Annotated in this window: 23 protein-coding genes and 3 pseudogenes; 11 read left to right on the forward strand and 15 right to left on the reverse strand. The window is 56.9% G+C overall.

Going from position 1 to position 25,923, the window contains the following annotated elements:
- Nucleotides 1-34: 34 nt before the first annotated feature.
- The 3 genes from sfnG to J5276_RS29935 all read right to left on the reverse strand — a co-directional run bounded on the left by sfnG (nt 35) and on the right by J5276_RS29935 (nt 2,310).
- Nucleotides 35-1,138, reverse strand: coding sequence for a dimethylsulfone monooxygenase SfnG (sfnG, locus tag J5276_RS29925; protein WP_019567191.1), 1,104 nt, complete (start codon nt 1,136-1,138; stop codon nt 35-37).
- A 22-nt stretch (nt 1,139-1,160) separates the two neighbouring features.
- A complete protein-coding gene (gene msuE / locus J5276_RS29930) occupies nt 1,161-1,751 on the reverse strand; it encodes an FMN reductase (RefSeq protein WP_209159775.1) in 591 nt (196 codons plus the stop codon).
- 352 nt (nt 1,752-2,103) lie between these two features.
- Nucleotides 2,104-2,310, reverse strand: coding sequence for a hypothetical protein (locus tag J5276_RS29935; RefSeq protein WP_162706824.1), 207 nt, complete (start codon nt 2,308-2,310; stop codon nt 2,104-2,106).
- A 108-nt stretch (nt 2,311-2,418) separates the two neighbouring features.
- Here J5276_RS29935 and J5276_RS29940 point away from each other — a divergent pair.
- The 3 genes and pseudogenes from J5276_RS29940 to J5276_RS29950 all read left to right on the forward strand — a co-directional run bounded on the left by J5276_RS29940 (nt 2,419) and on the right by J5276_RS29950 (nt 5,213).
- Nucleotides 2,419-3,359 (forward strand): annotated as a pseudogene (locus tag J5276_RS29940) (LysR substrate-binding domain-containing protein).
- A gap of 168 nt (nt 3,360-3,527) precedes the next feature.
- Entirely contained in the window at nt 3,528-4,283 is a 756-nt protein-coding gene (locus J5276_RS29945; protein WP_080850300.1) for an SDR family NAD(P)-dependent oxidoreductase, read from the forward strand.
- Between the two features lie 228 nt (nt 4,284-4,511).
- Entirely contained in the window at nt 4,512-5,213 is a 702-nt protein-coding gene (locus J5276_RS29950; RefSeq protein ID WP_113473774.1) for an alpha/beta hydrolase, read from the forward strand.
- A 515-nt stretch (nt 5,214-5,728) separates the two neighbouring features.
- Here J5276_RS29950 and J5276_RS29955 read toward each other — a convergent pair.
- From J5276_RS29955 to J5276_RS29985, 7 genes are all read right to left on the reverse strand, one after another.
- Entirely contained in the window at nt 5,729-6,004 is a 276-nt protein-coding gene (locus J5276_RS29955) for a hypothetical protein (protein WP_003519315.1), read from the reverse strand.
- Nucleotides 6,005-6,074: 70 nt separating this feature from the next.
- Nucleotides 6,075-6,455, reverse strand: a complete 381-nt coding sequence (locus tag J5276_RS29960; protein ID WP_003519316.1) for a DUF6481 family protein — start codon at nt 6,453-6,455, stop codon at nt 6,075-6,077.
- 361 nt (nt 6,456-6,816) lie between these two features.
- Complete coding sequence (locus tag J5276_RS29965) at nt 6,817-7,026, reverse strand: cold-shock protein (protein WP_003519318.1); 210 nt, start codon at nt 7,024-7,026, stop codon at nt 6,817-6,819.
- 445 nt (nt 7,027-7,471) lie between these two features.
- Complete coding sequence (locus J5276_RS29970; RefSeq protein ID WP_174066566.1) at nt 7,472-8,602, reverse strand: FAD-binding oxidoreductase; 1,131 nt, start codon at nt 8,600-8,602, stop codon at nt 7,472-7,474.
- Nucleotides 8,603-8,624: 22 nt separating this feature from the next.
- On the reverse strand, nt 8,625-9,653 hold the full coding sequence (locus J5276_RS29975) for a Gfo/Idh/MocA family protein (protein ID WP_209159776.1): 1,029 nt from the start codon (nt 9,651-9,653) through the stop codon (nt 8,625-8,627).
- 19 nt (nt 9,654-9,672) lie between these two features.
- Nucleotides 9,673-11,181, reverse strand: a complete 1,509-nt coding sequence (locus tag J5276_RS30750; protein ID WP_174066568.1) for an amino acid ABC transporter permease/ATP-binding protein — start codon at nt 11,179-11,181, stop codon at nt 9,673-9,675.
- A gap of 60 nt (nt 11,182-11,241) precedes the next feature.
- Nucleotides 11,242-12,075, reverse strand: coding sequence for an ABC transporter substrate-binding protein (locus J5276_RS29985; protein WP_174066569.1), 834 nt, complete (start codon nt 12,073-12,075; stop codon nt 11,242-11,244).
- A gap of 224 nt (nt 12,076-12,299) precedes the next feature.
- Here J5276_RS29985 and J5276_RS29990 point away from each other — a divergent pair, with 224 nt between their 5' ends.
- The 4 genes from J5276_RS29990 (at nt 12,300) to repC (ending at nt 17,510) form a co-directional block, all read left to right on the forward strand.
- Entirely contained in the window at nt 12,300-13,367 is a 1,068-nt protein-coding gene (locus J5276_RS29990) for a LacI family DNA-binding transcriptional regulator (protein WP_112401850.1), read from the forward strand.
- A 420-nt stretch (nt 13,368-13,787) separates the two neighbouring features.
- On the forward strand, nt 13,788-15,071 hold the full coding sequence (repA, locus tag J5276_RS29995; RefSeq protein WP_003518687.1) for a plasmid partitioning protein RepA: 1,284 nt from the start codon (nt 13,788-13,790) through the stop codon (nt 15,069-15,071).
- Nucleotides 15,068-16,093: a plasmid partitioning protein RepB gene (gene repB / locus J5276_RS30000; protein WP_019567178.1), complete on the forward strand. Its 1,026-nt coding sequence runs from the start codon at nt 15,068-15,070 to the stop codon at nt 16,091-16,093. The genes repA and repB overlap by 4 nt, the downstream gene beginning before the upstream one ends.
- Nucleotides 16,094-16,295: 202 nt before the next feature.
- Complete coding sequence (gene repC, locus J5276_RS30005; protein WP_174066571.1) at nt 16,296-17,510, forward strand: plasmid replication protein RepC; 1,215 nt, start codon at nt 16,296-16,298, stop codon at nt 17,508-17,510.
- 637 nt (nt 17,511-18,147) lie between these two features.
- Here the strand turns inward: repC and J5276_RS30010 are convergent.
- Both J5276_RS30010 and J5276_RS30015 read right to left on the reverse strand, forming a co-directional pair.
- Nucleotides 18,148-20,429 (reverse strand): annotated as a pseudogene (locus J5276_RS30010) (CoA transferase).
- 24 nt (nt 20,430-20,453) lie between these two features.
- A complete protein-coding gene (locus J5276_RS30015; RefSeq protein ID WP_035200727.1) occupies nt 20,454-22,142 on the reverse strand; it encodes a GMC family oxidoreductase in 1,689 nt (562 codons plus the stop codon).
- A gap of 160 nt (nt 22,143-22,302) precedes the next feature.
- On the opposite strand from J5276_RS30015, the gene J5276_RS30020 reads away from it, so the two are divergent.
- The 3 genes from J5276_RS30020 to J5276_RS30025 all read left to right on the forward strand — a co-directional run bounded on the left by J5276_RS30020 (nt 22,303) and on the right by J5276_RS30025 (nt 24,116).
- Nucleotides 22,303-23,232: a LysR family transcriptional regulator gene (locus J5276_RS30020; protein WP_035200724.1), complete on the forward strand. Its 930-nt coding sequence runs from the start codon at nt 22,303-22,305 to the stop codon at nt 23,230-23,232.
- A 153-nt stretch (nt 23,233-23,385) separates the two neighbouring features.
- On the forward strand, nt 23,386-23,685 hold the full coding sequence (locus tag J5276_RS30725) for a hypothetical protein (protein WP_112650943.1): 300 nt from the start codon (nt 23,386-23,388) through the stop codon (nt 23,683-23,685).
- The gene (locus J5276_RS30025; protein ID WP_209159777.1) at nt 23,685-24,116 is read left to right on the forward strand and encodes a type II toxin-antitoxin system VapC family toxin; all 432 of its coding nucleotides are present in this window, start codon (nt 23,685-23,687) and stop codon (nt 24,114-24,116) included. Before J5276_RS30725 ends, J5276_RS30025 begins: the two co-directional genes overlap by 1 nt.
- Before the next feature lie 246 nt (nt 24,117-24,362).
- Here J5276_RS30025 and J5276_RS30030 read toward each other — a convergent pair whose 3' ends face one another.
- Nucleotides 24,363-24,539 carry a hypothetical protein gene (locus J5276_RS30030; RefSeq protein ID WP_157998948.1) on the reverse strand — a complete coding sequence of 59 codons (177 nt, stop codon included), beginning with the start codon at nt 24,537-24,539 and terminating at the stop codon, nt 24,363-24,365.
- A gap of 27 nt (nt 24,540-24,566) precedes the next feature.
- On the opposite strand from J5276_RS30030, the gene J5276_RS30035 reads away from it, so the two are divergent.
- Complete coding sequence (locus tag J5276_RS30035) at nt 24,567-24,824, forward strand: hypothetical protein (protein ID WP_247749991.1); 258 nt, start codon at nt 24,567-24,569, stop codon at nt 24,822-24,824.
- A 38-nt stretch (nt 24,825-24,862) separates the two neighbouring features.
- Here J5276_RS30035 and J5276_RS30730 read toward each other — a convergent pair.
- Together J5276_RS30730 and J5276_RS30040 are read right to left on the reverse strand one after the other, a co-directional pair.
- Nucleotides 24,863-25,336: pseudogene (locus J5276_RS30730) on the reverse strand (Fic family protein); the annotation flags it as partial.
- Between the two features lie 425 nt (nt 25,337-25,761).
- Nucleotides 25,762-25,902, reverse strand: coding sequence for a hypothetical protein (locus J5276_RS30040; RefSeq protein WP_003518781.1), 141 nt, complete (start codon nt 25,900-25,902; stop codon nt 25,762-25,764).
- Between the last annotated feature and the right edge of the window lie 21 nt (nt 25,903-25,923).

Below are 25,923 nucleotides of genomic sequence, written 5' to 3' on the forward strand. Positions count from 1 at the left end.
GCGGCCAAAGGCCGCTGCCGTCCGATTTGCGACATTACTCCGCAGCGATTGCTGCGCTGATTTCCGCCTGTTCCAGTTCGCGCACGAGCGGGATGACATGCTTGCCGAAATACTCGACTTCTTCTTGAAAATGCAGGAAGCCCAGCAGGATAAGGTCAGCACCGGCGCGTTTGAGGTTCACCACGCGTTCGGCAACCTGCCGTGGCGTGCCGATCAGGTTTGAGCGGAAGCCGTCATTATACTGAACGAGATCTTCGAAGCTGGACTTCGCCCAGTTGCCCTCGCCTTCGGGAGAAGACTTGCCGGCATTTTTTACCTCATGGCCGAAGGCATTGACCGCTTCCGGATTGGCCTTTTCGATGATCTCGGCAAGCACGGCTCTCGCCTCTTCCTCGGTCTCGCGCACGATGGCGAAGGCATTCACGCCGACTTTGACCGCATGGTTGTTTTCCTTGGCCTTGACGCGAATGTCATTCACCTGCTTGGCGATTTCCTCCGGCGTGTTGCCGTTGGTGAAATACCAGTCGGATACGCGGGCCGCCATATCGCGAGCCGCACGCGACGAACCGCCCTGGAAGATTTCCGGCTGCGGATCAATCGGCTTCGGCTTGAGGGAGTAGTTGTTGAAGCGGTAGAAATCGCCGCGGAAGGTGAAATTGTCTTCCGTCCAGATGCCGCGCAGAGCCCGGATGAATTCTTCCGAACGGCGGTAGCGTTCGTCGTGATCGAGCCAAGGCTCGCCGATGGCGTGAAACTCGCCGCGGAACCAGCCGCTGACGATGTTAACGGCAACGCGACCGTTGGTGAGGTGATTGATCGTGGCAATCTGTTTGGCGGCAAGCGCGGGGTTCCACGGACCAGGCAGAATGGCGGCGATGACCTTGAGCGTCGTCGTCGATTCCAGCAGAGCGTGACTGAACGACACGGATTCATGTTGGAATTCGGCGCCGTAGCCGGCGGTGAAGCGGATCTGGCTTAGCGCGTAATCGAAGCCGCTCGCTTCAGCGATCTGCGCGAGCTTGCGGTTGTAGTCAATTGTCCAGCTGGTGCGCTGCTCGATGTTCGATATTACGAGGCCGCCGGACACATTCGGCACCCAATAGGCAAATTTCACGGGCTCGGCGTGGTGTTCAGTCATGAAAATCTCCTCTTTTCTGATGTCAGTTGGCGACCGCGTCGTGTGAAACGAGGCGAAGGGCCGAGCGGTGATCGTCGGCGACAAGGTTTCTGGCCGGCAGTAGATCGATCAATTCGGCAACGGCACGCTCGATGCGCGCCTCAACCACGGGGTTCGAGAGCGTGTATCCGGTGAAATCCGCCTCAACGGCGTAGACCGTCGTTGGCACTGTAACGGCGCCAAAGAAGCCGAACAGCGGCCTGAACTGATGCTCCAGCATGAGGCCATGCAGTGCTGTACCGCCCGTTGCCGCAAGGATCACGCGCTTGCCTTGAAGCGCACGGAAATCGACGAGATCGAACAGATGCTTTAACGCGCCGGTGTAGGATGCGCGGTAGACAGGCGAACCGACGACAAGTACGTCGGCACCTTCCACAGCATCAATAATCCTGCGGCCGGCCTCATCCAGTTGATCTGCACGAAGAGCCCTGAACAGGATCGGCGCCGCCACAGCCAGATCGACCGTGTCCACAGAGACGCTTGCCCGTCTCTCGATCAAGTTCAGGATGTCCGAGACAATGCTTGCCGTTCGTGACGGTTGTTTAACGCTGCCGCTTATTCCAAGTACGTTCATTGTTCGCCTCACTCCTGTTGCCTTTAATTTCTATAGTTTTCATAGATAATCAAAGATGCAAATTCCAAAGTGAGGGCATTTTGAGGAAACCAATCTTGTGCATTCGCCCTCTGGCGCAAAGGACTAAGCAGGCAGTGCCAGTGAGCAGCGAAGCGTTTAGGCGCCACGTCGCTCGTTTGTCGTAACCGACATACAAAAACAGTCGCGTTCTCCCTCACCAGAATTGAATATGAGGGTGTGGCTCATTTCACTGTATTAATGGCATGCCAGCCATCGAACCGCCCCGCATCGATTGATGAATGACTGACGAGCGATCTACGTCGATAAAATGCACACTTCGGTAGCGCTCAAGTCAGCGCATTTGCGAAGGATAGGTGTCATCGACTGCGTGCGGTCTTTCCGGCATGGCATTTTGCGTGTCGCCGCCATGCCGCGCCTTACTATCAAGGCGATTGGGGCGACGAAACCAGCCGAAAACGTACCATTTACCGGATTTCTCTGCACAGAGAAGCCAAGCCTCGCTGTATGGCGTCGACTGTGTTTTAGCGACAATCAGCATTCGAGGTCTTGTGGGAGGCACGCGACCGACTGAGAGCAAGAAATTAAATGGTCTTGGTCGCGGTTCCGATATAGTCGGTTATCGTAGACCTAATCTGCAGGGCGTTGCATGGACCAGATACTCGCCATACGAACATTCGTTCGCGTCGCCGAAGCCGGATCTTTTACCAAGGCTGCGGACACAATGAATCTCCCACGGTCGTCAGTTAGCAAGCTCGTGCAGGATCTTGAAGCACATCTCGGGACAAAACTCGTTGAGCGGACCACTCGGTCGGTGACAATGACCACGGAAGGTATTGCCTATCACCAGCGCGCCCTTCGCCTGCTTGCGGATCTGGACGACATGGACGGCACCGTCGCTGGCGCCCGCAGCGCGCCCAAAGGAAAGCTTCGGATTGATATTGGTTCTGTCCTGGCGAACCGGATACTCATCCCGTCCCTTTGGGACTTCCAGCGCCAGTATCCGCAGATAGACCTGCTTCTCGGCGTCAGTGATCGATCTGTCGACCTTATTGGCGAAGGGATCGATTGCGTCATTCGTGGCGGTTCACTTGGCGATTCATCCCTCAGGGCTAGGAAGCTATGCGAACTCGACTACGTGCTCTGCGCAGCGCCAGTTTATCTCGCCGGAAAAGAACTGCCGATGCATCCAGACGACATTCAGGCGCATCGTGTCGTCAGTTATTTTTCGGCGTCATCCGGTAAACGGTTCCCGCTGCGCTTCCAGCGCGGCAACGAGCAGACCGAGTATATGCCGATGTCAAGCGGCATTTCCCTCAACGAAAGCACGGCGCATTTGAATGCGTTGCTAGCCGGGTTGGGTATCGGCCAAAGTTTCGGATTCCTGCAAGACCTAATATCGACAAGGGTTTGCTGATCGAACTGCTTCCTGACTGGAAGCCTGAAAACCATGTTCTGCACCTGGTCTATCCCGCTGACAGATTTTCAAACCCGCGGCTGCGGGCATTCTCGGACTGGGCGGCGAAAGTGTTTGAAGGCGTCGACGCAAGGCGCGGCGCGGCGATGCAGACTGTCCATACAGATGGATAATGTCTCCATACGAACTGGCTTCTCCCTGCAGGGCTGAGGAATTACGTTCTGCACATCGGACGGCGACGACAGGCCCAAGGCCGGCGCCACCTCCCGCATAGCTTTAGACCGTCAACAGGCCGCGAATTCGGACTGACCCTTTCGCGCGCCCAGCCTTAGGAGAATAAAATGACCAAGAGACTAGCAAATAAGATTGCAATCGTGACCGGTGCAACGAGCGGCATCGGCCTGTCGACCGCCAGGCTTTTCGCAGCCGAAGGAGCCCGGGTCTACATTACGGGTCGCCGCAAGGACGCTCTGGACGAGGCCGTCGCAGCGATCGGCCACGGCGCCGTCGGCATACAGGCGGACTCGGCAAAGAACGACGAACTCGACGACGTCTTCGCCCAGGTGAAGTCGCAACAGGGACGCCTTGATGTCCTGGTCGTCAACGCCGGCGGCGGCAGCATGCTTCCCCTCGGCGAAATCACCGAAGAGCAGGTTGACAACACGTTCGCTCGCAATGTGAAGGCGGTCATCTTCACTGTTCAAAAGGCTCTGCCACTGATGGGTCGGGGTTCGTCGATCGTTCTAACGGGTTCGACCGCCGGCACAGAAGGCACGGCCGCATTCTCGGTCTACTCAGCCTCCAAAGCGGCCGTCCGCAACCTCGCCCGCTCCTGGGCTCTCGATCTCAAGGGCACTGGCATCCGCGTCAACGTCGTCTCCCCCGGAGCAACGCGCACGCCCGGACTCGTGGAGCTTGCTGGTGATGACAAGGAGCAGCAGCAGGGTCTGATCGACTACCTAGCTTCCCGTATTCCGCTCGGTCGCGTCGGTGAGCCCGACGAAATCGCCAAGGCGACCCTCTTCCTCGCCTCCGACGATGCGAGCTTCGTCAACGGCGCCGAACTGTTTGCCGATGGTGGCCAAGCCCAGGTCTAAATCCTTGGACGGGAGCGGGCCGCACCCGCTCTTTTTTCTCCTGGGGCACCAGCGTTCACAGACCCATCAGAATGCACCAATCTGTTTCGATGAAGTCGCTCTGGTTCAAACTGCCTCCAAAAAGCAGCGTTGAATCGCTGACTGTTCAGGACTTCAATGAATGAGATACGTTGGCTTCGTTTGTCGCGGAAGACGATGATAAACTTATTCTGATGATTGAGAGAAAATATGGAAATTGAATCCAATACCGACATCGTATCCAATGAGTTGGGATCCTTTACCATTACTCGGGTCGAGGCCAAGAACCCAAAGTGCATTGCTTTGTTCGCAGTCGGTCGTGGCGGTAATCCGTCACGCCACCGTCATTTGCTGCAGACCTTGGCTAACGGGAATTGCACGGTCATCGCACCACACTTCGAAATGCTGACCTCAATCGCCCCGACCAAGGCCGAGTTGGACATGCGCATCCGCAGGCTCGAAGCATCTATAGACGATTGCACCTCCAGCAATCTCCCCATCGTGGGTATCGGGCATTCCATTGGAGCTACGGTTATGCTCGCCCTTCAAGGTGCCGAGGGCGAAACCCTTGATGGGCAGCAACTGATTACAGGCTCCACGCCACGCCTCGAGCGACTGGCAATCTTGGCTCCGCCAACGGACTTCTTCCGCCGTCCAGGTGCGCTTGACCGTATCAAGATGCCGATGAAAATCTGGGTGGGAGCCAAGGACACAATCACGCCCCCGGCCCAGTCTCGTTTTCTCATGGATGTACTAACCGCCCAGGCATCTGTGGCGCTCCAAGTTGATCCCGATGCCGGCCATTTCACATACATGGACGAATTGCCACCAAATGTCCCGGAACCTCATCCAGATCGACACACTTTTCTCGCTGGCTTGGCCGATGAAGTAACCGCGTTCTTAGTCGCATAGCGGCTAATACGGTTAGCAGATAACCGTCATGCCGCGACCGTGGGACAAGTATTGCTTTTAAAACACCCGGTAGGTCCGCGTGCTGTCAGCGATTTGTCCACGCGCCCTGGCAGACAGCCTTGGACAGGTCGTTTACGCGTCAATCGACGCCAACGTCTTTCCACTTGGTCTGCTGGTCGACGCAAGTGGCTCGCTGCGTTGCCTCAATGCTCGCTGATAGTGCGGCGAGTTGCGAGGGTCTGCCACCAGTCGCGCTCAGATCCGCATGGGCAAAATGATCGAACAGGCCGTGATTGAATAAACTGTTAGCTCTCACGGAGCCGAGAGCTCGATCCACTGATGTGGAATACCGGGCACGTCAGTTTCAGCTTTTAGGCCAGCTCAGCCACCCTGGCACAGAGAAAGGAGAAAAAGCCAATCCCTCAACCAAACCCTGATCAGAAAATCGTACTCGGAGGTGGCGCACTTCTCCTTGGAAATCGGCTCGGTTCCTCATTGAAATCGATGTCCAGGGGTCAGGCACGGTCGTAAGTGAAGGACGTCAGCAATGTCGTCACGAAGTTGCTCGCCCTTTCCTTTACAAGCACTTCAGTCCACTCGTCGGTTCCTCGGAGTCGCAGATCGGAGTGGATGCTGTCGACCGCAGCTTCTTCAATACGTTTTATATGGGCCTTGAAATTCGCTTCTCCACCGTCGTGGTACATGTCGCGAATGACCATGCGCAGGATTTCCTGGATAGCGATTTGCCACGACGTGTTGATTGCCTGGAGCTCGTTATTATCCGGTGCCATGGGGCTGCTTTCGTTAGAGTGTCACCAGCATGACGCCGTCATGTTGTGGGGTCGGCGTGCAAGGGCAAGGTTAGGCTTGTCTTGCCTTGCGGTTAGCGTAGCGCCGGTCGCGTTCAGCCTTTCGCATCGTCTCATCTTCAATGACCCGGGCTATACGTGCCTTTTCGGCACTCTCCCGCGCTTCGATTTCTGCGACTGCGACCGCCTCAATCGCTGCCTGGCGCTCCAAAGCGTCGGTCTCGATACGCTGTTGTTCCTCAAGCTTCGTGCGCTCGCGTTGAAGACGTCGCTCTTCTCGAGCTGTGGCAATGGCTGCTCGTTCTGCCTGTCTTGCCAGCCTGGAAGGTTCTAAAGCAGTCTTTGCCGCGCGGTACGCATTGAGCAGAGCAGCTTTGGCTTCGGTAGATGCGGCGCGACGGTCGGCGACGTCATTGTTTCGGGCGTTCTTCATGGATATCCTGATAATGAGTGGAAGAGAGATCATCGCGTTTTGGCGCGATTTATGACCGGACTGATGGAGCAGTGCCCTGCCTTCTTGGCGAGACGTGCCGCTGGCAGCCATTCGGTCTACGGGGCGTGAGCGCCGTATTCCGACACTACCGCAAGGTTGCTTTTGACAGAAAATAACATCTGGATGCCGGTGAGGCAGATCGTCGTCTGCGAGCCGGATCCATTTTGTTTTTCTGCTCTTGCAATCTCAATTGGTTCGGCTTGAAACCGAAACGAAAAAGGCCAGGCAAAACGCCTGACCTTAATGAAGCAGCTTCCGACAGTGCCAGTACATCCGTGGTCAAAGGGAAGCAAATCTTGATTTATGCGGCCTGCAGATTGGTAGCAGACATCTTGCCCGACTTGTTGTCGCGCTCGAGTTCGAAGCCGATCTTCTGGCCTTCAACGAGCTCGCGCATTCCGGCGCGCTCGACAGCGGAGATATGAACGAACGCATCAGCGCCGCCATTGTCGGGCTGGATGAAGCCGAAGCCTTTGGTGGAATTAAACCATTTTACTGTGCCAGTGGTCATGTTGAACCCTTTCAAAGCATAGAGTGTAGGACCGCGAAGCTGATGCTGCGCAGCGAGGAAACCGACTATTTTTGAAATGGAAGTTCGCTTAAAGCGCGGTGCCAATCGCGCGGTAGACAAAGCTCGGCAAGCAAAAGATCGATGATTTATGTATAACGGACTGAAGTCGTCGCGTCAACGATTAGTTTTCAAATAATGCAAACTCACCTTTAAATTGTGCGGCGTGTCGCGACGCAGGGTGCCAACTCCTGCCCGCGTGGTGCCGGTTTTTCTATGCGTGGCAACGGTCTGTTGGTATCTCTGAACCCTAGGTTTTCTCCAGGGTCCGTGCAGCCGACAAGGGCATTAGCCTTATGTGAGAGACCGGACGGGCGTTTCCATATCAATAAAAAATGCCGGCCGCGGCGGCGACCGGCTCATTTTGGCGATATCTGCCTCACATTGCTCAATTCAAGGGGAAACGCTCAGGTCGGAAGGTTGCGAGCATGGGATGTTCGGTGCCTGTCGCAACCTCGAACGCGAGCAGCTCGCCCACGATGAGGCCGAGTGTAGCACCGCTGTGGCTGAAGGCCACGTAGTAACCGGAAATACTCTTGATGGCTCCAATCACCGGCTCGCCATCGCCGGGGATAGGTTTGCCACCAACGCCGATGGAAGCCACCTCGAGTTTCGGATTGCCTTCCATCACCCGCGCAGCCTCAACCAAAAGCTCTGAAACAACGCTATCGTCGATATCATAGCTGCCGTCTGCGCGCACTGTCACACCCTCATCGGCCGCCCAGTCGGCATCCAGGGAGAATGTGCTGTCCGGCGCCGGGCGAACGGCGACGCGCGGTGTATTGAGAACAGCGCGCAGGGGATGGGCGAGCGGCCTCGTCTGCACGAGAAGGGCGATCGGTGTCCCGTCGGCAATGGTCTGTCCGCTTTCCGCAGCCATCTTCGGGACGGCCGGACCGGTGGCAAGCACGACGGCGTCCGCCCGATGGAGAACAGCATTTGCAGTTTGCGCGCCAATGACACGACCACCCTCGATCACCACCCGTGCAGCACCCTGGTCCGTTACCAGAACGCCACCGAGTGCGAAAAACTCCTCAAGCAGCACACCAATCAGCGTCGGCAAATCGACCCAGCCTTCGCCGGGATTGAAGATTGCACCCTGTCGAGTGATTGCGACGGCGTCGACACCGGGCACAACGCGGGCGACTTCGGCTGCGGAAAGGCGCTGCGCATCATAGGCAAGCGAAACTTCGTGGCGATAGGCCGCGTCGATCTCATTGCGCTCGTCATCCGCGTCCCAGGTCAACCCGCCATCAAAGCGAAGCCATTCTGCGCCGGGATTCTGCGCCGCGAGTGTGCGATACCGGTCGATGCCGGCCATACGCAGCCGATGATAGGGCTCAGAGCGCATGCGTGCTGAGTTCAGCCAGGACAGCGAGCGGCCGGAGGCACCATTGGCCGGCGGGCCGTCATTGAGGATTGTCACTTTAATGCCGCGCCGCGCAAGCTGTACGCCAGTGGAAACGCCGAAGATACCGGCGCCGATGATGACGGCCGAAGAGATGGTGTTGTCGGTCATGGAATTGGCTTTCAATCAATTGTCATACGGATGGGGGTAAGGCATCGGGGATCTCCCAGCGACCGCTAGCTGCGGAGCGGAACAGCGCGTCAATCGCCGTCATATTCGCGATTGCGTCGCCAAGCCCCGTCTCGAGTGGCCCGCCGGAGAGAACAGCCTCGGCGAATGCATCGGCCTGCTCGCGATACTGGTCGACAGGCCCGATCGCGATCTTCTCGCGGCTGCCGCCGGCAAGATCGCGGCCGTCATCAAAGACAAGGATGGTCGGCTCATCAGCTGGTGCATTGAAGGGAGTGGGGATTTCCAGACGCCCGCGCGTTCCAAGCACTGTGACCTTCTGCGTGAGGGAGAGTTGTGTCGAACAGGTGAAGGCAAGCTGCCTTCCCTCTGGAAACGCAAGCAGCCCGCTCGTCAGCCGATCCGTGCCGAAGACAGGATCGCGCTCCATGAGCGCGATCGCCCGTACCGGTTCCGCGTCGAACAGGAACCGCGCCGTGTTGATGGCGTAACAACCAACGTCGAACAGACCGCCGCCGCCAATATCAGCTTGGTTGCGTACATTCCCGGGGTCGTCGAGATAATAGGAAAAGATCGTCTGGATGGCCCTCACCTCGCCGAGGCGCCCCTCGGCAATCAACGCGCGCGCCTTTTTCCATTGCGGATGGTGGCGCACCATGAAGGCTTCCGCGACCGGCAGGCCCGCCGCCTTTTGTGCCGCTGCCAGTTCCCTCGCCTGCTCGGCATCAAGCGCGATCGGTTTCTCGCAGAGTACGGGTTTGCCCTGCGCCAGTGCCTTTATCGTCAGTGGCACGTGCAGATGATTGGGCAAAGGGTTGTAGATTGCGTCTATTTCCGGATCGGCAAGCAGTTCCTCGTAGCTGCCATAGGACTTGGCGATGCCGAAGCGGGCCGCCATCTCCTTCGCCTTCGCGGCATCGCGCGAGGCGATTGCCGCAACGCGCCCCAGGCGGCTGGACTGGATGGCGGGAACGACCGCCTTGGCAGCAATGTCTGCGCAACCGAGCACACCCCATCGTATCGTTTGTGTCATTGGTTTCTCCTCCCGGCGCTCAGAGCACTTCCGCTAGGAAGCGCTGGAGACGCGGGCTTTGCGGGTTGTCGAATATTGCCTCTGGCGTGCCGGCTTCAACGACGCGCCCCTCGTCCATAAAGACGACCTGATCGGCCACCCGGCGGGCAAATCCCATTTCATGCGTGACGACGACCATGGTCATGCCACGCGTGCCGAGCTCAGCCATGAGGTTGAGCACGCCCTTGACCAATTCCGGATCGAGCGCACTCGTCACCTCGTCGAAGAGGATAACCTCCGGTTCCATGGCAAGCGCACGGGCAATGGCAACGCGCTGCTGCTGCCCGCCGGAAAGACCGCCCGGACGGTGGTGCTGGCGGCTCGCAAGGCCGACATCGGCAAGCCTTGCCTTGGCGATGCGCTCGGCCTCGGCTGCGGGCAGGCCCTTGATCTTCGTAAGCGACAGCATGACGTTTTCCAGCGCCGTGTGGTCGGGAAAGAGGTTGAAATGCTGGAATACCATGCCGACCCGGCGGCGCAGCGTTTCCGGCTTCATTGCGAGAATGCTTTCGCCATCGATAAGAATATCGCCGCTCTTCGGCTCGACCAGACGGTTGAGCCCACGCAGCAAAGTCGATTTTCCGGATCCGGACGGGCCGATGATGCAGGTGACGCTGCCTGGCTTGACTAAAAGATCGACACCCCTCAGCACATCAAGATCGCCATAGGCCATACCGAGACGGCGCACATCAAGGCTGCCGCCCTTGAACGAGACGCCAGTCGCGCGAGCTGCACTGTCGAGTTCACTGACTTCCTCCAGTCCGCTGGTGATGACGGCGGGGCGCTGCTTGCCAACCCGCAGACGATTGTCGATCGCATTGACGACATGGGTAAGCGGCACGGTAACGACGAGATAAAATACGCCTGCCAGCAGGAGCGGTGACAGATTGCCGGTCACCACCGCCTGGTCCTGTCCCACGCGAAAGATCTCACGCTCTGAGGCCAGAAGCCCGAGGAAATAGACTAGGCTCGAATCCTTGACGTTGCCGATGAACTGGTTGACCAGGGCCGGCAGAACGCGGCGCACGCCTTGCGGCACGACGATAAGGCGCATGCCCTGGCCATAGCTCATCGACAATGCCCGGCAGGCCTCCATCTGCCCACGGTCGACGCTCTGGATACCAGAGCGGAAAATCTCGCCGATATAGGCACCGGCAATCAGGCTGAGTGCCAGAATGCCGAGCGGATAAGGCGATGGACCGAAGAGCTCGCGGCCAATTCGGGCAAAACCCTGGCCAATCAGGAGAATTGTGACGATGGCCGGCAGGCCGCGGAAAATATCGGTATAAAGACGAGCGGGAATGCGCAGCCAGGGCGAGCGGGAAATGCCCATGATCGCGAGCACCATGCCAATGGCGACGCCAAGCACAGTCGAGGTCGCGGCCAGGATCAGCGTATTCTTGAGACCAACGGTGATCATGGTCGGCAGCACTTCGGCCATGGCATTCCAGTCGAGGAAGCTACGGCGCAGGTTTTCAAGCCAGTTCATCAGGATATCCCTTGAAAGAAAGGCCGGTCCGACCGGTAAAGGCCGGACCGGAAGGTGGCATCACTGCTTGGGAAGATATGCCTGCGGCATCGGCGTGCCGGGGAACCATTTTTCGTGCAGCTTTTTCCAGGTGCCGTCCTGCATGGCCTCTTTCAGGCCCTTGTTAAGCGCCTCGCGCAATGCATCGTTACCCTTGCGGATGACGAAGCCGGCGGGCGCGTCGAAGCTCGGAATGTTGACTGCGACTTTTAGCGCCGGATAACGGGCGGAATAGTCCTTTGCAGCCTCGAAATCGAGGAAATGTGCATCGACCGTCCCGTTGTTGAGTGCGGAAACGGCAGAATTGTTGTCCGGGAACTTCACGAGATCGGTGCCGGCAAAATTCTTCTCGGCATAGATTTCCTGAAGTGTACCCTGCACCACACCGAGACGCTTGCCTTTAAGACCCGCTGCATCGGTGATGCCTGGCTCCGAAGTGAGGACGCTCAAGAAACCTGCAAGATAACCCTCAGAGAAATCAATGGTCTCCTTGCGCTTGGCAGTCGTGCCGATCGCAGCGGCCGCAACATCGAAGCGGCCGTTGGCGACAGAGGGCATCAGGGCCGAGAATTCCTGGCCGGTGAACACCACCTGTTCCTTCTTGAACCCAAGACGTTCGGCTACGTTGAGGAACAACTCTATGTCGAAACCGGTAAAGTTGCCGTCGGCGGTGGTAAAGGCATAAGGCTTGGCATCGCCCATCGTGCCGACACTGATGGTGGCGGGATCGATGAGGCCAAGCGGATTGTCGGCAAGTGCGGGCGTCGCCGCGCCTGCAAGGACACCGAGTGTGATCGCGGCCGTGGTCGCGCGAATTTTTGCGAATGCGGATGTTAAGGCTTGGGTAAATTGCATTGGTTTCTTCTCCTCTGGTGTCGTTGTCTGCGATAAATTCAAGGCGCACGGGTCCCACCCGGTCGGCGCATGATGTCACCTGCCCGGCCCACGCAGTTCGCATGTCGGAAGTCTTTTTATCTTTGAGACCGGTCTCAATTAGAAAGAGACCGGTCTCTTTGGGTGTTGGCAATTGTTATCTTCGCATTTGCCAGTCGTCAAGTTCTCTTGTAAGGCTACCGCTTATGGACAAGATCCCACCTAAAACTCCTTCCGTGACAGTCGCGGACGTCGCACGCCAAGCCGGCGTCTCAAAGGCAACGGCTGCACGCGTACTGGGTGGCTACGGAACCGTCAGCGACCGGGTGAGAGAGGCGGTCCTGGCAGCGGCTCAGTCCCTCGACTATCGCCCCAATGAGCTTGCTCGCAGCATGACGACAGGTCGTTCAGGCACCATCGGCGTAGTGGTGGGAGATATTGAAAACCCCTTTTTCAGCCTCGCCGTGCGAGGCATCACGGATATTGCCCGGCAGGCAGGCTTCACCGTCATCCTCATTAACTCGGGTGAAGACGTCGTTGCGGAAAGAGCGGCCATCCGCACTCTGCTTGCCAAGCGTGTCGACGGTCTCATCGTCTCGCCGGCCAAGGAAAACGATGTCGAGCATCTGCATGAGGTTATTCGCTCGGGGCTGCCGCTCGCGTTGCTCGATCGTGGAAGCGACACGCTCGATGTCGACACCGTTATTGCCGACGACCGGCATGCCGCCGAGAATATTACACGCCGGCTGATTGCTCTCGGCCACCGCCGCATCGCCTATTTAACCGCCTGCGACACGCCGGATCATCGGTTCCGCAGTGCAGACGACATCAGTACCGGTTCGGTCAGGCGACGCATCGAAGGGTATCTTGGTGCGTGCAGTGAGGCTGGTCTGACCAACATGGAAAGCTGGGTACAGGTCGGTGCCGTCACGCAGCAAGAGACGCATCGCATCGTTACCGAAATGCTCCAGTCGGCGCAGCGTCCGACGGCAATCATTGCATCGGACAGTATAATCGGCCTGGAGGTGTTCAAGGTTCACCGTCAACTGGGGCTTAGCATCCCGGACGACCTGTCGCTGGTATCGTTCCATGATGCGGATTGGACGTCTGTAACAACGCCTCCAGTGACCGTCGTGCGCCAACCCGTCTACGATCTCGGCGCGACGGCGGCCAGGTTGCTGGTCGAGCGGCTAAATGGCAACGATCAGACGGCCCGCAAGGTCGTTCTGAAAACCGAAATCGTTGAACGTGCCTCCATGCGGGAAGCACTTTGACTCGGTAGACGGTGTTGAAAAGCTGCTTTGATCCCTCCGTCGTTTTGTGACGGCCCTTCGCCGATCGATCCGCTGTCACTATTATCGCCAACGTAAAAACGACGCTGGTCCTCGGTCAGACAAAAACCGGTAGATCGGCTCGCAGCCGGCCCTTTTAGTATTGCCGAGTGGTTGCCTCTTGAGATCGAATGTCGTTCGATTCGCCATGGGGTAGATTTTTTGCAGTGAAAATTTCGTTTCGACCGACGCTGATGACCTTGATTGCCGAGCAAAAATGCAGTTGCCGCCGCAGGGGCAGGATGTCCGAAACATTCTATAAGTATCTGATTATAATTTATAAAATGGGCGCGTCTATTCCCCTGTCAACCACGGACGTCAATATCCGGTTAACCGTAAATAACTGGACGGCGAAACAGAATCATGTTGTACCTTTGGCGGACGATGGTCGGCAAACCGGCGAATGCCCGCCAAGAGGAAAATATGGCGATAGCAAAACACGCAGAAATGACGAGCGGTCAGAAGGAAGACGCGGGCGCCAAGATTATGCGCCATGCGGGTCTTCTGTCTCAGCAGTTGCAGGACCTTCGCACCCGCATGTATCCTCCGAAGTCGGAGAAAAGCCTGCGACCGTTCCTCACCAACGAAGTCTCCAAGCTGACCTCAATACCCGATTCTACGCTGAAACTCATGTCGAGCGAAGGCCGTGGACCGATCCCTGGCCGGCTCGAAAATAACCATCGTGTCTATACGCTTGCTCAGATCAATGAATTGCGCGAGCTCTTTGCCGCCCAAAAGCCTTCTGAAGCGCTGAGATTTTCTCCTCGCCGACGCGAGGGCGAGCATCTCCAGGTCGTTGCGATCGCCAACTTCAAGGGCGGCAGTGCCAAGACCACGACCTGCGTCCATCTTGCGCATTATCTCGCGCTGCAGGGCTACCGCGTCCTTGCTCTTGATCTCGATCCGCAGGCATCACTTTCTGCACTGTTCGGCGCGCAACCTGAGTTTGACGTTGGTGCCAACGAAACGATCTACGCTGCTCTTCGCTACGACGACGCCGAGCGCCGGCCAATCCGCGATATCATCCGCAAGACCTATTTCGACGGGATCGATCTGATACCCGGCAACCTCGAAGTGATGGAATATGAGCATGAAACGCCGCGGGTTCTGGCGCAGAAATCGGGCTCGGGAGCGATCTTCTTCGAACGGTTGAAGCTTGCTCTTGCCGAGGTTGATCAGGACTATGACGTCGTCATTCTCGATACGCCGCCGTCTCTCGGGTTTCTGACGCTGAGTGCGATTTATGCTGCGACCAGCATGATTATCACGGTACACCCGGCGATGCTCGATGTCGCATCCATGAGCCAGTTTCTCCTGATGATGGGAGATCTGATAAGCGTGCTCAACGAGAGCGGAGCACAGCTTGATCAAGATTTCATCCGCTATCTCATTACCCGCCATGATCCCAACGACGCACCACAGTCTCAGGTCGTTGCGCTGATGCGCCATCTCTTCGGAACGGATGTGCTTCTTCCGACGCTGATTGAAAGCACCGCTGTCGAGGCAGCAGGACTTGCAAAGCGCTCGATCTACGAACTCGAAATGGGCCAGATCGGCCGTGACACGCATAAACGCGCACGCGAGGCGGTCGATGCCGTCAACGAAGCGGTCGTGAAACTCATCAACACCAGCTGGGGACGCACATGACCAACAAGTCATCGCGTAAATCCATCGTTGCCAATTTTGGCCTGCTGTCGGCGGAACTTGAAAACCGGCTGGCGACCGATGCTCCTGCCTCCCCGCAGCAACCTGCACCAACTGCACGTGTCGGTGCCGGCGTGATCGGTGCGGCGCACAGGGCGATCGACGACATCAAATCGGAACGTGACCGCCTCAAGGCGCTTGTTGAATCGGGTGGTGGTGCGATCAGAGAGCTCGACCCGTCAAAGGTCGATCCCTCTCCCTTTCCCGATCGTCTTCCAGATGACGATGCATCGGATTTCGAGTCTTTCAGGAACTCGATAAAGTCCGAGGGTCAGAAGGTCCCGATCCAGGTCCGCAAGTCACCAGCATCGCCCGATCGCTATCAGGTTATCTACGGCCATCGCCGGCTCCAGGCAGCGCGCGATCTTGGAATTCCGGTCAAGGCGATCGAAGTCGAGATTTCCGACGTCGAGCTTGTCATTGCGCAGGGTATTGAAAATGCCGATCGCCAGGATCTGACCTGGATCGAGCGCACCCTGTTTGCCCGCCGTATGGATGATGCCGATGTGAAGCCTCGTGATATCAAGGCGGCATTGTCTATCGACGATCCCGAGCTTGCACGGATGCGAGCGGTTTATCGCGCCCTTCCGCTCGATATCGTCGAGACAATTGGTCGGGCAGCCAAGGTCGGTCGTCCAAGGTGGGTGGAGTTTGCAAAGGCTTTCTCCGAACAGCCTGACCTGCACGATGAACTGCGCAGCGTGCTTTCGGCCGCTACGCAAAGACGGCTTGGATCCGATCAAAAGTTTCTTGCCGCCTTTAACGCCCTGAAACCTGCCGCACCGTCGAAGGCCGGCAAGATGATTGCCGGCGCCGCAGGCGAACCACTTGGCAGCTTTTCGCGCACGAACAAGGATATCCGTATTTCGGCGGATACACCGGCCGGAGCAGAATTCCTGCGTTTCATCGAAGCGCAGCTGCCATCACTGGCTGAGCGGTTCACGCGCGAAAGATCAAAGATTTGAACTGAAGCCGAGAAACAGACTTCGAAACCATTTTAAGTAAGGAAAACGCGCAAAAGAAAAAGGCCCCCGAAACGTTGCCGTCATGGAAGCCCTTCTCGTCGTGTGAGAGCTAGAGAATCGCATTTCCATGAATCCTAGTCAAGAGTCTTTGGCACCGTTTTGGTGAGCGTAAATCTTTTGCCTTTTTGAAGAGGCGAGGGACATGGAAGGTGGACAAGTGACGACGCCGTTTGGGCGGCGGTCGGTAACGCTTGCGCTTGTGAAGCAGCAGATTGCCACGACCAGGATCAAGGAAGGCAAGTCGGCAGACAAATGGAAAGTCTTCCGCGACGCATCGGAGGCGCGAGAGGTGCTTGGTCTGCAGGATCGCAGCCTTGCAGTGCTCGATGCGCTTCTGAGTTTCTATCCTGAAAATGAGCTGCGCCAGGACGCACAGCTTATCGTTTTCCCGTCGAACATTCAGCTGTCAATTCGTGCGCATGGCATTGCGGGCGCTACCCTGCGGCGTCATCTTGCCCTGCTTGTCGATGCAGGGCTGATCATCCGCAAGGATAGTGCAAACGGCAAACGCTACGCCCGAAAAGATGGTGAAGGCTCGATCGAGCATGCCTTCGGTTTTGACATATCGCCGCTTCTGATGCGCGCCGAGGAACTGGCATGCCTTGCCCAGCAGGTGGCTGCCGATCGGATCGCGTTCCGCAGGGCAAAGGAGAACCTAACGATCTGCCGGCGGGATATCCGCAAGCTGATTACGGCGGCCGTCGAAGAGGGAGCTGCAGGCGATTGGGACGAGCTGGAAGAACAATATCTGGCCGCTGTCAGGCGAATTCCTCGAAACCCGACGCTCGACGAACTGAGAGATTTGGGCATCGAGATGGATAATTTGCGGCAGAACATCATCAACCAGTTGAATTCCGATGATTTTTCTTCAGAAATGGCCACCAATGATGCTCAAAATGAGCGTCACATACAGAATTCAAATACCAACCTCCTTAATGAACTTGAACCTAGCTCTGAAAAAGAGCAGGAGGCGAAGCCGAGCCCGAATAAGCAGGCCGAACATGTGCCGATTAAGGCTTTTCCGATTGGTCTCGTCTTGCGCGCCTGCCCCGAGATTTCAAACTACGGTCCTGAAGGCCAGATCAGAAACTGGCGAGAACTCATGACGGCCGCCGTGGTGGTCAGATCGATGCTCGGGGTGAGCCCGTCCGCATATCAAGAGGCCTGTGAGGTGATGGGTCCGGAGAACGCGGCAGTGACGATCGCCTGCATTCTCGAGCGGGGCGGTCACATCAATTCGGCCGGCGGGTATCTCAGAGACCTAACCAATCGGGCCAAGCGGGGTGAGTTTTCGCTGGGGCCGGTGCTGATGGCGCTATTGCGGGCGGCCGGTCATTCGGTGAAGGCAACGGGGTGACGTTGACGTAATGGATGAGGGTTCCCGTTGCGCCGGTGTTTCCATCTGGAGACTGGAGCATTTGAGGCATCCACATCCAGGTTTGGGGGCTTTCCCTTCATTTTCCGGCCTTCCATATCAGTTCCTTCCGCCTCAATGTTTACGACCCAACGACAGCTGAACTCTTGTTGGACTGCAGCCAGGTTAAAAGGCCGAGAGAGACTGACATCAGCTACCGGACGTTGTTCACGGAGCTGATGCGGCGGACGTGGGGTGCCTAACTTGCGGCGGACTTCCGTTTGGAAGCGTAGTTCGTGACTGTGACGGTCAAATAACGCGACTATTGGTATTTTAATCTCACTAGCCCCGAAAAGGATGAGCGAAGCTATGTCGGGTCACACTACGATAAGCAGATCACGGTGCGGTATGATCATACGGCACCCAGATGAAGATTGTGGTTATGGACTAGGGATTGATCACTTTCACCCCGGCAGCCTCGAATGTGCTTGTATAAGTCATGTCGAGGCAAAAAGTTCTTTCGTGGCACTTCCGCCCAAGGTGCCATGTTGAATATCTAACCCGTTAATGCCATCGCGCACTTGGACGGGCCGTGAGCGGCTTCGGTATCCTCCTCAGAACACGAAGCTGCCGTGTCCTGCTAACTCGGCAGATACTCTGCGCTCCAACTCTCGCTGATCGTGCCGGATGCAATCAACCGATCGATCTCGTTATCCGTGTAGTTCAGGTCGCGGAGAACGGCGCGTGTGGAGGCGCCGTACTTCTCCGCTGGCGTTATAGCCGTCACCTTGCCGACTGCCGGACGGATGGCGAAGGGGTCGAGCTGAGTGACGGTGTGCCCGCTCGGATGGTCTGGAAAAACCGAGAATGAATAACTGCCCCGGTCGATCCCCGGCGTGCCGTCGGCAATGCGGGCGCTGCGGCTGCGGATCTCCTCGATGTTCTCGCAGAGAGATACGCCGATATCGGCTTTCTGCAGGCGCTGTTGCCAGGTTTCAGCAGGTGCCGTCATGAAGGCTTTCGCCAGATAGGCCTCGCGATCGGATGCGGCCCAATGACCCCCGTTCTGGATTTCTGATACAAAGCCGCTGCAATGCCGAGCGCAGCGCCGAAACCGCACATTACGTCAATGGTACCGACATGGGCGTGTTCCTCCGGCGTGTCCATGGAGCCGCCGAAACGCAACATGATGCCAGTTGCCGACTGCACGAGGTCGTCATAGCCGAGATAGTCGGTACGCGGACCGGTGCGCACGCCGCCGAAGCAATCGAGCTGGCAGAAGATCGCTTGGGGGTTGAGCGCTTTCAGGCTTTCGGCATCGAGCCCCATCGCCTTGACCTGACGGTCGGTGGCGTTCCAGACAACGACATCGACTGAGCGCACCAGTTCTTCGAACACGATGCGGCCATCGGGCGAACCTATGTTCAGGAGCACGGACTGTTTGCCGCGCATGTGGGACATGCCGAAGATCACGGTGTTCCAGCAGTCATAGAGCGGCTTGGCCGGATCGATCTTGATGACCTCCGAACCGAAGCGGGCAAGATAGGCGACCGAATGCGGACCGGCGATCACATTGCACAGATCGAGAACCTTGACGCCGTCCAGCCAGCCGCCGGGGGCCTCATTCGCTACAACCGGCAAGGAAGGGTGCTCCATGCCGGCGAGCAGTGCTAGCGCCTCCCTGGCCGTTCCCCAACGTCTCGGGCTTGGCGTTAACATAGATTCGGCGCTCTCCTGCAGCCAGGCCATAGGCCCAAGCTGGGTCATGCGGCCGAAGATCGGATCGTCCACTTCGATCATGAGGCCGGCAGCCTTAGCATGATCGTCGGCGATCCATTCCTTCAGCCAGCGTTGCGGCGCACCCGGAAACAGCCCTTCTCCGAAGACACGTTCCCATTCGGAAGCCGTTTTGGTCAGGAAAACATCCTTCATGCGAGCAGCGATTTTGTCAGCCCAGAATTTTGGGAGCGGATAGACACCGAGCGAAACGTCCGAAGACCACTGCGAAAATGGAAGATAGGTGTCTTCCTCCTCGCACAGTCCTTCAGCAACGAGCTCGTCGTAAATGCAAAGCGCTTGCAGGCAGCGTTTGGCATGGTTCTTGTGGCTGGGGCAGACCACGTAGAACATCCGCCCGTCGGCGCACCTATAGCTGCGATAGAAGGGATCGAGAAACTCCTGGAGGTCGTCAAAAGACATGTCCATTTGCAGGTCCTCGCCGCGCCGACGCTCGATTTCCCGCTCGCGCTGGGTTTTATAACGCAACGGATAGTCGTCAATCAGGATAGAATTGTAGGACAGGCCCTCCATGACGGCGCTTGCCAGCGGCACCTCGATATGATCGCCGTGGCCGGTGCGCTCACGCGCCTGAAGCGCCAACACCGTCGCGGAGGCCGCAAGCATCGTACCATATGCGGAAGAGAGTGGGAGCGGCGAGAAAGACGGGTTGATACCCATAAGAACGCGGTTTAAGCCCATATCCGTAAAGACGCCCGACGAGGCTGCGATCACTGTCTCGAAGGCTCGCCAGTCCCGGCGGAGTTCATCGTCGGAGGCGAAACCTGGGATAGACAGGGTGATCAGCTCAGGCCGCGATTTACGCAAAGTCGAAAAATCGATCCCGAGCCGGGCAAGCACACCAGGGCGAAAGTTCTCGATCACAATATCAGCCTCGGCCACCAGCGCTTTCGCCTCAAGCAAACCCTTCTCCGTTTTGAGGTCGAGTGCGACGATCAGCTTGTTGCGGTTGAGGATGGCGTTGGCGGGATTGTCCCAGAGCGGCCCGCTGGGGGGATCGATATGCACGACGGTAGCACCCAGATCGCCGAGGATCATGGCCACGGCCGGGCCAGCAATATACTGCCCAAAATCAACGACTCGAACGCCGGAAAGCGGAAGCGTTGAACGTGCTATTGATGTCATCCTGTAACCTCCCCCAATAGTTTTCTACGCGTGTGCGTCAGCAACAATCCAGCCGGCTGCCTTTTCGGCGATCATCAGCGTCGGCGCATTGGTGTTACCACTGGTGATCTTCGGCATGATGCCCGCATCGACGACCCGCAGTCCCGCGATTCCGCGAACCTTGAGGCGACTATCGACAACCGCCATAGGATCGTCATCCCCGCCCATCTTCGTCGTACCAACCGGATGGAAGATGGTATTGGCAATATCGCCCGCAAGCCGCGCCAGCTCCTCATCGCTTTGGAACTGCGGGCCCGGTTTCCACTCCTCCGGTCTATATTTCGCCAATGCCGGCTGCGACACGATTTTGCGCACTTGCCGCAGACTTTCGGCAGCAATCCTGCGGTCTTCGTCCGTGCTGAGATAGTTCGGCGCAATCGCCGGCGCGTCCGACGCCTTATTGGAGCGAATACGAACGCTGCCCACGCTCGATGGATTGAGGTTGCAAACGCTGGCTGTGAAAGCGGGGACAGTGTGCAACGGTTCGCCGAAGGCGTCGAGGCTGAGCGGCTGGACGTGATACTCCAGATTGGCGTGGGCCTGGCGTTCGTCCGAACGGGTGAAGGCGCCCAGCTGCGAGGGCGACATGCTCATCGGACCACTGCGTTTCAACGCATATTCGAGCCCTATCATCGCTTTACCAAAGACGCTGTTGGCGAGCGTATTCAGCGTTTTCGTATTACCGACCTTGAAGACGGCACGGATCTGCAGATGGTCCTGAAGATTTTCTCCGACACCTGGCAGGTCGTGTTCGACCTCAATACCGAAACGCTTCAGCAATCCCGCTGGACCGATGCCTGATAATTGCAGGATTTGTGGTGAGCCGATGGCGCCGGCCGACAGAATGACTTCTCCCCGCGCCCCAACCTCCGTGCGCTGCCCTTGACGCTCAACAATAACACCGATGCACCGCTTGCGACCAGATGCCTCGTTCGCAAGGATCAAACGCTCGACATGAGATTGCGTCCAGATCGTTAGGTTTGCGCGGTTTTTCGCTGGGCGCAGGAAAGCCTTGGACGTGTTCCAGCGCCAGCCCGAGCGCTGGTTCACCTCGAAATAGCCGACGCCTTCATTGTCGCCACTGTTGAAATCGTCCGAACGCGGAATGCCCGCTTCCACCGCGGCTTCTGCAAAGGATTCGAGGATATCCCATTTCAGCCGCTGCTTCTCGATGCGCCATTCGCCGCCATGGCCATGCATGTCGGAAAATCTGCTGTTGCCACCAGTCTTCGGGTCTGCGCCATGGTCCAGCCGGTAGTGGTCCTCGTGCGCCTTGAAATCGGGCAGGCAATTTTGCCAGGACCAGGCATCGTCGCCGGTTGCCGTTGCCCACCCGTCAAAATCGCGTGCCTGACCACGCATATAGATCATGCCGTTGATCGACGAGCAGCCACCAAGCGTCTTACCGCGAGGATAGCGTAGCGAACGACCGTTCAGTCCGGCGTCCGGTTCGGTTTTGTAAAGCCAGTCTGTGCGTGGGTTGCCGATACAATAGAGATACCCGACCGGGATATGTATCCAGGGGTAGTCGTCCTTGCGGCCGGCTTCCAGCAACAGGACACGTTTTGACGGGTCACGACTGAGGCGATTGGCAAGCAGGCAGCCTGCAGAGCCACCACCGACGATAATGTAGTCAAAAACGTCGTGGAAATTGCCGGAACCACCATTCCTCATTGGGTTACCCTCCAATCGCGATGGAACACCACACAATTATAAGACTGGACACTTTGCAGTGGCATGCCATGCTTCCTCCCTGCTTTATATGCAGGCATAGCCAACATTCGCTCGTGAAATCCAATGACAAATTCAACCAAGCATTATAAGTGAAATTAATATGCTGGAAGGTATCGATCTGAGAACATTGCGAGCGTTTGTTACCGTGGGGCGAGAAGGGAACGTCACCCGCGCCGCCGAGCACCTGCACGTCACGCAGCCTGCGGTGACGCTTCAGTTGAAACGCTTGGCCGCTGACACCGGGCTAACCCTGTTCCGGCGGACCTCGACAGGTTTGGAGTTGACACAGGAAGGTGCACTGTTGGCGGCAAAGGCCGAGCAAGTGCTGGCGGCGCTGACGGACTTTGGCCAGACAGCCGGGCGTTTATCGACCGGCGTCCGGGGAAAATTGCGGATCGGAACGATCATCGATCCGGAGTTCACACGATTAGGGGCGTTTCTGAAAGCACTTATCGAAAACGGGCCAGGTATCGAGACAACGCTGCGTCATGGCATGAGCGGCGATGTGCCGGAGAGGCTGAAGCGAAACGAACTCGACGCCGGTTTTTATCTTGGTGATCCAAGGGACTATGACCCGCCGACTGATGTTACTGGAGGGAGTACCGCGTCGCTTTTCCACTCTCGCGCACTTGCGCAATTGACCTATTGCGTTGTCGCTCCGCCATCGCTCGCCAGCTTTGTTCGAGGGGCCAACTGGTTACAGCTTGCCTCCCTCCCCTGGATCGGCACGCCACCCGCATCGGTCCATAACCGGATGCTGGCACGGCTGTTCACCAATCTTGGCGTTCGCCAACAGATTGTCGCGCAGGTGGATCAGGAAGCGTCAATGATTGCCATGACACGCACAGGGATAGGGCTGAGCCTTTGCCGGGAATCGATTGCCCTTTATGAACAGCAGTCTCATGGACTGGTCATCGCTGATAATGTGAAGCTCTCGACGACCTTAAGTTTCCTTTGCCTGGAAGCGCGCTTGGGCGATCCGTCGATCGTCGCTGCATTTGACGCAATCAAACGAGTTTGGGTTCAGTAAACCGACTTAGCGGTGACGCTCTTGAGGGGATACGAACTGACGACCCCAATATTCTAATCAAACTAGCTCTCTAGCTGCGCCAATATCATTCTCCTGACGACTTGTCGAAACCTCGATATCCAGCTATATTACTGGAAATATCTGGAGGATCAGATGGCTAGCTCTCAGACACGCGCAATTCAGAATTATAGAAGCCGCCTGGGCGACCGCGGTCTCGCTCGTTTTGAGGTGCTCGGGCGCGATAGTGATCGCAGCCTGATTAGATCACTTGCGCGCCGATTGGCCGAAGATGGCCCGGAAGCAGCCAATCTACGAGCCTTTGTAAGCGAAACTCTCGCTGGAGAGCCGCCGAAAAAGGGAGGGATTCTCGCGGCATTTCGCCGATCACCCTTGGTTGGAGCAGATCTCGACACACCCCGTTCACGCGAAGAAGGTCGCGAGATCGATTTGTAATGCGCTATTTGCTCGACACCAACATTCTCAGCAATATCACGAAACCAGAGCCTTCAGCGTCATTGTTGACATGGATGGCTGAACAATTTGACGATGATTTGTTCATCGCGTCGCTCACTATCGCCGAGATACACCGATGGATACTCGAGAAGCCGGCGGGTAAAAAGCGAACCGATCTCGAAACTTGGTTTGGAGGCAAGGAGGGGCCGCTGTCACTCTTCGCAGGTCGCATCCTTTCGTTTGACGAGAAGGCAGCCCTCGTTTGGGGAGAGCTGATGGCACAAGGAAGGGCAACCGGCCGCCCGCGTAGTGCGCTGGACATGATTGTGGCTGCCATCGCCCAATCCAATAGCTGCGTTGTTGTCACCGATAATGAACGAGATTTTCACGGGATCGAAATCATCAATCCTGTCCGAGGGAACGCAATCTAAAACAATTGCTAGATTTAGCTCTTGAGAGGATAGGAACCAAGGACGCCTTTGTTTTTATTTTCTCATCGCCACAAAATTTCTAGGCACGGGAACGAAACATCAAATGTAACTCGCGTTATCGGTCAATATGAGTGTGCGGTAGCGATGCGGAGATTACGCTTGCTAATCTCTGCATCTGAGCCCGATTATGAGCCATGACCGATATCTGGCAGTCGCCCCTGACCATTTCTAAGGCGGCACGTCAGGCTACGTTACCTGCAATAGATCGATCACGACAGCGTGGTTGGCTGGCTTTCGAACGACCAATTCATAACCGAATTGCGAAGGAGAGCGATTCTGGCGTAGCCATTCGAGCGAAGGCGCCTCGTTAGTGACCACTATGAGCGGTTCGCGTTGATCAGCCTTTGCGACATCAACGATCACCGCCAGGACCTCCTGGTCCGGATTCCCATGTTTGCCGTTCGCCGAGAGCAGATAGATGTCATCAGGCAGGCGTTCGAAGTAGTTTTTTGTGACGTTTCTATCGCTGCCGTGGTGCTAGACCTTGAGAAGGCGAAGGTGGTGGGCGGCACCTGTCGCGACAGCACCGCTCTGTTCGAGGCCGTTGAGAATGTGATCGCCCCGCGCATCTCCGGTGAGAAGGATATTACCGGCCGGCGTCCTTCCGAAAAACCTGATGAGAGCGGAATCGAACAATCGGTTACCTAGATAATGACTTTGGTTGAGTTCACTGGACTAGCGGCAATTTATTTCTGCAATGACAGCGAGTACCGGGTATGCCTACGTTCACCCGTACGCGTCAGTGCGCCAATCTCCACGAGCTGCTGAAGGTCGCGTGTTGCTGTAGCGCGGGAGGTGTCTGTGATCGAAATGTAGTTTTCGGCACTTAGCCCCCCCTTGAAGCCTGCCGTGCCTTCCTTGAAGATGCGCGCGACTACTTTTTCCTGCCGATCGTTTAGCTGGCCCCGAAAACGATAATAGAACTTTGCTTTCTGAATGAAGAAATCTATGCGCTCAAGCGTCGCCCGTTGAGCATCCAGGATAGTTTCTGAAAAGAAAATGACCCAGTCGGTGATATCGAGAGTGCGCTGATGCCGCTCAAGCTCTGAGTAATAGGCCTTCCGGTGTTTCTCGATTGTGAAGGCGAGTGAAATGAGGCTTGGCTGCCCTATGTTTTGCGCTAGGGATTTCTCGGCGAGCGCGCGTCCAATTCGCCCCGAGCTGCAAAAACGATCCGTTCGTCCACTATGATGGCAGCTGACGGATTATCCGATTCAATAAGTGCGAAGATGGCGTCTCGATCTTATCGCGCAAACGCTGAGCAAGTAAGCTTCACGACTTGCGTGCCACTGCTTTAAGCCGCGCTTACCCGCTACGTTTCTCAAACTGTGCCTCGACTTTACCGTCAGAGATGCCCGGTCGAGAGAAATTAGTTCAGCCCCACCTTGTTACGGGCGGGGCTGGTCAAACAAATGCATGGATAAGGGCTTGCGGATAATCTATTGGGCCAGGTGCGTGAGGCGAGGTCTATGCTCGATCTCCTGCTACGCAAATCGCCCCCTACGTTTCCTCGAGGCGGGTTTGAAGAAGGTCCATTCTGCTTCCAAACCAATGTGGATTGAAGCAAGTTGACACCTCTCGGCGCTCAGTTTCCTTTGGCCTCGTTATCTTTCTTAGCCTGATCGTGATGCCACTTGATGGCGTAGTACATGCCAATGCCCAGTACGATAATTTTGAACGGCAAGAAAACTATTGGGAAAAAGTCTACCCATTCCAGGTCAGCCATTTCGAGTACTTCCAGTCTGTT

It is taken from the genome of Agrobacterium sp. S7/73 (assembly GCF_019355535.1).
Lineage (GTDB): Bacteria > Pseudomonadota > Alphaproteobacteria > Rhizobiales > Rhizobiaceae > Agrobacterium > Agrobacterium tumefaciens.